The organism is Streptomyces sp. NPDC054840 (assembly GCF_053611065.1).
This window is the reverse complement of record NZ_JBSGZP010000437.1, coordinates 1-6,388: the sequence shown is the minus strand read 5'-3', so window position 1 is coordinate 6,388 and position 6,388 is coordinate 1. Positions and strand designations below refer to the sequence as shown.

Genomic DNA, 6,388 nt, shown 5'->3' with positions numbered 1-6,388 from the left:
GCCCTCGCCACCGCGCGCATCGCCGGGATCATGGGGGCGAAGAAGACCCCCGACCTGATCCCGCTGTGCCACCCGCTGGCCGTGTCGGGCGTCACGGTGGACCTGCGGGTCGCCGACGACGCGGTCGAGATCCTCGCCACCGTGAAGACGACCGACCGCACGGGCGTCGAGATGGAGGCGCTGACCGCCGTCGCGGTCGCCGGCCTCACCGTGATCGACATGGTGAAGGCGGTCGACAAGGGCGCGGTCATCACGGACGTCCGGGTGGAGGAGAAGACCGGCGGCAAGTCCGGCGACTGGGCGCGCTCGTGAACGCCCCGCGCGGCGGCGATGTGCACAGCCACAGCCACAGCCACAGCCACGGCCACCAGGCCCCCGCCGAGGCGGTGGGGTCCCCGCAGGTGCTGGGCCGGGCCCTGGTCGTCACGGCCTCGAACCGCGCCTCGCAGGGCGTGTACGCGGACAAGGGCGGCCCGCTGCTGGCGGAGGCGCTGGAGCGGCTCGGCTTCGCCGTGGACGGCCCTCGGGTCGTCCCGGACGGCGATCCCGTGGAGCGGGCGCTGCGCGAGGGCGTGGCCGCCGGATACGAGGTCATCCTGACCACCGGCGGGACCGGGATCTCACCGACCGACCGCACCCCGGACGCCACCGCGCGGGTGCTGGACTACGAGATCCCCGGCATTCCGCAGGCCATCCGCGCCGAAGGCCTGACGAAGGTGCCGACCGCGGCCCTGTCCCGGGGCCTGGCGGGCGTGGCCGGACGCACCCTCATCGTCAACCTCCCCGGCTCGACGGGCGGGGTGCGCGACGGCCTCGCCGTCCTGGCCCGCCTCCTGCCGCACGCGGTGGACCAGATGCGGGGCGGCGACCACCCCAGACCGGCGGCACCCTCCGGGAGCACGAGCTGAACGGCCCGACCTGGCCGGTGGTCCTGTCGGACGGCGATGTCACGCTCCGGCCGATAAAGCTGCGGGACCAGAAGGCCTGGCGCGAGGTCAACCGGCGCAACCGCGACTGGCTCCGGCCGTGGGAGGCCACGATTCCGCCGCCCGCGCCGTGGGGACCGGTGGTCCAGCGGCCCACGTACCGCCAGATGGTCCGTCATCTGCGGGCGGAGGCGAACGCCGGCCGGATGCTGCCCTTCGTCATCGAGTACCAGGGCCGGCTGGTGGGCCAGCTGACGGTCGCCGGCATCACCTGGGGCTCGATGTGCGCGGGCCACATCGGCTACTGGGTGGACCGCGAGGTGGCGGGCCGCGGCGTGATGCCGACGGCGGTCGCGCTGGCCGTGGACCACTGCTTCGCGAAGGTCGGCCTGCACCGGATCGAGGTGTGCATCCGCCCCGAGAACATCCCGAGCCGGCGGGTCGTGGAGAAGCTGGGCCTGCGCGAGGAGGGGCTGCGGCCGCGCTATCTGCACATCGACGGCGCCTGGCGCGACCACCTCGTCTACGCGGTGACGGCGGAGGAGGTCCCGGAGGGGCTGCTGCGCCGCTGGCACCGGGCGCGCCGCTCGTCGTCCCCGCCGGAAAATAGGCGGGATCACCCGGAGCGCCGATAAGCGAATATCTGTTCGAATTAACGGCTCGGGGTAACCGATTCGCCCATAACCTGATCCGAAGAATCACAAAAAAAGTCCGTGATATCAGCGAGATCGCGCGACACACCGGCTCAATTGGCCGATCCCCTCGGCCGCGCCCCTCTACGGTGTGAGGTGTGAGCAGCAGCGGCCTCATCTACGCAGTCATTGTCGGGGCCTGGGCCGCCTACTTGGTGCCCATGTGGCTCCGGAGGCAGGACGAGCTGAACGAAGCCCGTCCGACGGAACGCTTCTCCACCGCCATTCGGCTGCTTTCCGGCCGGGCGGGAATGGAGCGCCGTTACGCCAAGGGGCTGCGTGAGCGCGGTGACGAGCAGGCGGAGCCCCAGCCCCACGCGGACCCGGACGCCGCGACGGAAACGGTTGATTCCGTCGACGCCGACGCCCGGGCCTTTGTCGTGCCCCCGACCAGGGCGGAGCCGAGACCGGCCGCCGTCGAGCGGGAGCAGCGCGCGGAGCGGGCGAGGCGCGAACAGCGCCTCCAGGTCCTCGCGCGCCGCCGGCGCACCACCGCGCTCCTCTTCCTGGTCTTCACCCTCGGCGCCGTCGTCGCCGCGGTGGGCGGCCTGCACTACCTGTGGGCGCCCGCCGTACCCGCCCTGCTGCTGAGCACGTACATCGTGCACCTGCGGGTCCAGGAGCGGCGGCGCTACGAGTTCACCATGGACCGGCGGCGCGCCGAGGCGGCCGCGCGGCAGCTGCGGGAGAACCGCCCCAGCCGCCGCGAGCCCGAGGCCGCGTCGGGGAGCGAACCGGACCCTGCGCCACCGGTTTCCCCGCAGGAAGCCGGACGGCGCGCACTGGTGGAGCAGACCGACCACGCCGAGTGGGTGGACCAGCAGCGCGAGCGCGAACGAGGCCCCGCCCGCGGTGACAGCTGGGAGCCGGTCCCCGTCCCGCTGCCGACGTACGTGACCGCGCCGGTGGCCCCGCGCGCCACGGGCCCGGCGGCCCCGGACGCCTGGAGCGCGACCCGCTCCAGCACGGCCGAGCCGACGGAACCCCGCCTGCGCGCCCAGCCGGCACCCCCCAAGCCGGACCCGAAGCCCCACACCACCCCGCGCCCGCGCGGCCAGGGCAGGGGACGCACCCCGCTGTTCGACCAGTACGAGGGCGAGGACCGCCCCCGCGCCGCGAACGAGTGATCGGTGACCTGCGCGGACGCTCCCGGATATCGGTTTTGGAGCACCCGCGCGGGGATGCTAATGTTTCACACGTCGCAAGGGCCTGTGGCGCAGTCTGGTAGCGCACCTCGTTCGCATCGAGGGGGTCTGGGGTTCAAATCCCCACAGGTCCACAGACGATAGTTCTTGAGTAGCTCTCAGGGACGTTGACGAGATCCCGTCCGATCGCAAGATCGGGCGGGATTTTCGTCGTTTCCGGGGTCGTTCGGGCCCCGCCGGGGCCGGCAGCTCGGCCGGCTCCGAAGGAGGACGTTGATCACGTCCGTCGGACGCGGCCGTGAGGGCGGCGAAAACGAACCGGACGGCATCGCTTTCGTCCTCCCGGCGCGGCAGCGGCCGGGGTCCGGGGCGCTCCCTGCCGGTGGTCCGCTGGATCGAGCAGGACGTCGCGTTCGTTCATGACGGCCCCCCGGAGGTGAGGCGGCGCTCGGCAGCAGTGCCGGCGCGGATCCGCATCCGACGACGTAAGGGTGTGGCCCACAGATCACCGGCCACGCCACTCTGCCGTGCGCAGCCGCTCGAACCCCAACGGATGACGAGCGGCATCGGTGCAGCGCTTGGAGGCGATCCCCAGCCGGCCCGGAAGCGGTCTTCGTCCGCCTCTGGAGTGCCTGAGGCCGGGCGAAGATACGTTCATGACGATCGGTGAGGAACGGGACAGCGGAACGGCCCAGGCATGGGCGGCGCTCGGTGGGGCGCCCGAGCTCGTCGGGCGGGTGCGCTACCGCGGGGTCGGTGACCTGGGGGAAGGGCCCCTGCCGGTGGCCGAGTTGGCGCGCGCCACCGTCGGGGTGTGCGGGCTGGCCGCGGCGGAGCTCGCCGCGGTGCGGGCCGGGGGCGGGGTGGGGGACGTGGCTTCGCCGGTGGTGGACGAGGGCGCGGTGGCCACCGCGTTCGTCAGCGAGCGGCACCTGCGGGTGGAGGGGCGGGCGCCGGTGACCTTCGCGCCGTTGTCCGGCTTCTGGCGGACGGCGGACGGCTGGGTGCGGACACACGCCAACTACCCGCACCACGAAGCCGCCTTGGTGCGGGCGCTGCGGCTGCCGTCGGCGGCTCCGGAGGCGCTACGCGCCGTGGTCGCGGGGCGGACGGCCGTCGAGGTGCAGGAGCTCGTGTACGGGGAGGGCGGACTCGCCGTCGCCGTGGCGCGGGAGTACGGGGATCCGCAGCCGCTGTTGGAGCCCGTACGGGAATCAGGGGTGCGGGGACGGACGTTCGGTGAGGCCCCTGCGGGCCGGCCCGCCACGGGGGTGCGGGTACTGGACCTGACCCGGGTCATCGCCGGGCCCGTCGCGACGCGCACGCTCGGGCTGCTGGGGGCGGACGTGCTGAGGATCGACCCGCCGGGGCTGCCGGAGGCGGACGACGCGTACGCGGACACCGGCTTCGGGAAGCGGTCGGCGCTGCTGGACCTGGCGCAGGCGGGGGACCGGGCCGTCTTCGAGGGACTGCTCGCCGAGGCGGACGTGGTGGTGACGGGCTACCGGCCGGGGGCGCTGGAACGGTACGGGTTCGGGGGGCGGGAGCTGCTGGAACGGTGGCCGGGGCTGGTGGTGGCCGAGCTGTGCGCGTGGGGGTGGCGGGCGCGGGGGCCGTGGGCGGGGCGGCGGGGGTTCGACTCGCTCGTGCAGGCGGGGTACGGGATCGCCGCCGCGTGCGGAGGCGGGGGCCCGGACGCCCCACCGGGAGTGCTGCCGGCGCAGGCGCTGGACCACGGGACGGGGTATCTGGTGGCGGCCGGTGTGCTGCGGGCGCTGGCGGAGGGGGGGGGGGGGGGGCTGCGGTTCTCCCTGGCGGGGACGGGGTCGTGGCTGGTGCGGGGGCTGTCGGGGCCCCGGCCGGCAGCTGCCGGTGCGTACTCGGCGGAGCCGTGGCTGCGGGTGACTCCGTCGGGGTACGGGGTGCTGCGGCACGCCGCCAGTCCCTTCGGGGAGTGGGGGGCGGGGCCGTCCCGGTGGGGGTCGGACCGGGCCGGCTGGCTCCCGCGGTAGGGGCGGACGCGGCGCCGCTGCGGGGGGCGCCGCCCCCCGGGGCCTCCGCGCCTCACACGCCGGCGGGGCTGGACCGGTCGGCGGGGCCGGACCGGCCGGCCGGGCCGGCGTGGTCGGCGGGGCCGGGTGGGTGCGGGGCGAGGGGCTTCGTCATGCAGCGGCTGGAGTCGTGGAAGCGGTAGTGGCCGAACTTCGCGGACAGGACGTAGCCCGAGGACAGGTACAGGGCTATCGCCTCCGGCTGCTGGTCGCCCGTTTCGAGGACCATGCGGTGACGGCCCGCCGCGCGGGCGTCCGCCTCCAGGGTCGCCAGGATGCGGCGGGCGAGGCCCAGGCCGCGGGCCTCCGGGACGACGTACATGCGCTTGAGTTCCGCGTCGCCGTCCGCGTAGCCTTCGTCGTTCTCGTCCTGCGTGCGCCAGCCGCCGCTGGCCACCGGAGCGCCCGTGGCGTCGTACGCCAGCAGGTACAGGCCCCGCGGCGGGGCGAACATCGCCGGGTCCAGGTAGGTGGCGTCGCCCTCGCCGCCGTACCGCTCCTGGTACTCCAGCTGGACCTGGTCGTTGAGCTCGACCGCGTCCGGGTGGTCGTACGGCACGGTGCGGAGGTCTATCCCGTGAGACATTCGAATATCGTACGGAACCATCCCGCTATGGTGCTGGGATGCTCACTGTGACCTCCGTGAATGTGAATGGGATCCGCGCCGCCGCCAAGAAGGGCTTCGGGGCGTGGCTCGAGGGAACCGACGCCGATGTGGTGTGCCTGCAGGAGGTACGGGCCGAGGAGGGGCAGATCCCGGAGGATCTCCGGACCCCCGCGGGCCGGCACGCCGTCTTCGCGCCGGCCGCCGTCAAGGGGCGGGCCGGGGTGGCGCTCTACACGCGGCGCGCGCCCGAGCGGGTGCAGGTCGGATTCGGCAGTGACGAGTTCGACGCGAGCGGGCGGTACCTGGAGGTCGATCTGCCGGGTGTGACCGTGGCCAGCCTCTACCTGCCCTCCGGCGAGGCCGGGACGGCGAAGCAGGACGAGAAGTACCGGTTCATGGGGGAGTTCCTGACGTACCTGGCGGCGCTGAAGGTGCGGGCCGCCGCCGACGGCCGCGAGGTCGTGGTCTGCGGTGACTGGAACATCTGCCACCAGGAGGCCGACCTCAAGAACTGGAAGACGAACCGGAAGAACGCGGGCTTCCTCCCCGAGGAGCGGGAGTGGCTCGGCAAGGTGTACGCGGACGCGGGCTACGTCGACGTGGTGCGGGACCTGCACCCGGACACCGAGGGCCCGTACTCCTGGTGGTCCTACCGCGGGCGGGCCTTCGACAACGACGCCGGCTGGCGGATCGACCTCCAGGTGGCCACCCCCGGGCTGGCGGCGAAGGCCGTGAAGGCCTTCGTGGAGCGGGCCGAGACGCACCCCGAGCGCTGGTCCGACCACGCGCCCGTGACCGTCGTCTACGAGCTGGGTGTCTGACCCGGACCTTCCGGGCCGCCCGACGCCAGTAGGCGGTCCATCGCCATCGTCAGCTCGGCCTCGACCACGCTCTTCGCGAGCGGGCGCAGCCGGGTGAGAGCGTCCGGTGCGATGTGGGCGGATATCAGCTCGGTGAAGAGCAGGGC

Annotated in this window: 7 protein-coding genes and 1 tRNA gene; 7 read left to right on the top strand and 1 reads right to left on the bottom strand. The window is 73.8% G+C overall.

Features of this window, described 5'->3' with window-relative positions; all coding sequences use genetic code 11:
* The 6 genes from moaC to ACWGIU_RS26160 all read left to right on the top strand — a co-directional run.
* Positions 1 to 312 (top strand): cyclic pyranopterin monophosphate synthase MoaC (moaC, locus tag ACWGIU_RS26185; protein ID WP_453709683.1); only part of this gene is annotated, 312 nt, incomplete at its 5' end.
* 89 nt (positions 313 to 401) lie between these two features.
* On the top strand, positions 402 to 908 hold the full coding sequence (locus ACWGIU_RS26180; RefSeq protein WP_453709685.1) for a MogA/MoaB family molybdenum cofactor biosynthesis protein: 507 nt from the start codon (positions 402 to 404) through the stop codon (positions 906 to 908).
* 17 nt (positions 909 to 925) lie between these two features.
* Positions 926 to 1,561 (top strand): GNAT family N-acetyltransferase, encoded by a 636-nt coding sequence (locus ACWGIU_RS26175; protein WP_453709681.1) that lies wholly within the window; start codon positions 926 to 928, stop codon positions 1,559 to 1,561.
* 155 nt (positions 1,562 to 1,716) lie between these two features.
* Complete coding sequence (sepX, locus tag ACWGIU_RS26170; RefSeq protein ID WP_453709679.1) at positions 1,717 to 2,745, top strand: divisome protein SepX/GlpR; 1,029 nt, start codon at positions 1,717 to 1,719, stop codon at positions 2,743 to 2,745.
* 78 nt (positions 2,746 to 2,823) lie between these two features.
* A tRNA-Ala gene (locus tag ACWGIU_RS26165) sits at positions 2,824 to 2,897 on the top strand.
* A gap of 522 nt (positions 2,898 to 3,419) precedes the next feature.
* On the top strand, positions 3,420 to 4,775 hold the full coding sequence (locus ACWGIU_RS26160; protein WP_453709677.1) for a CoA transferase: 1,356 nt from the start codon (positions 3,420 to 3,422) through the stop codon (positions 4,773 to 4,775).
* Positions 4,776 to 4,827: 52 nt separating this feature from the next.
* Here ACWGIU_RS26160 and ACWGIU_RS26155 read toward each other — a convergent pair whose 3' ends face one another.
* Positions 4,828 to 5,400: a GNAT family N-acetyltransferase gene (locus tag ACWGIU_RS26155; protein ID WP_453709675.1), complete on the bottom strand. Its 573-nt coding sequence runs from the start codon at positions 5,398 to 5,400 to the stop codon at positions 4,828 to 4,830.
* Between the two features lie 38 nt (positions 5,401 to 5,438).
* On the opposite strand from ACWGIU_RS26155, the gene ACWGIU_RS26150 reads away from it, so the two are divergent.
* Positions 5,439 to 6,242 (top strand): exodeoxyribonuclease III, encoded by an 804-nt coding sequence (locus tag ACWGIU_RS26150; protein WP_453709673.1) that lies wholly within the window; start codon positions 5,439 to 5,441, stop codon positions 6,240 to 6,242.
* Positions 6,243 to 6,388: the final 146 nt, after the last annotated feature.

Coding starts and splice junctions, on each gene's coding strand:
- ACWGIU_RS26160 (WP_453709677.1), top strand. CDS start 3,420: ATGACGATCGGTGAGGAACGGGACAGCGGAACGGCCCAGGCATGGGCG.
- ACWGIU_RS26155 (WP_453709675.1), bottom strand. CDS start 5,400: ATGTCTCACGGGATAGACCTCCGCACCGTGCCGTACGACCACCCGGAC.
- ACWGIU_RS26150 (WP_453709673.1), top strand. CDS start 5,439: ATGCTCACTGTGACCTCCGTGAATGTGAATGGGATCCGCGCCGCCGCC.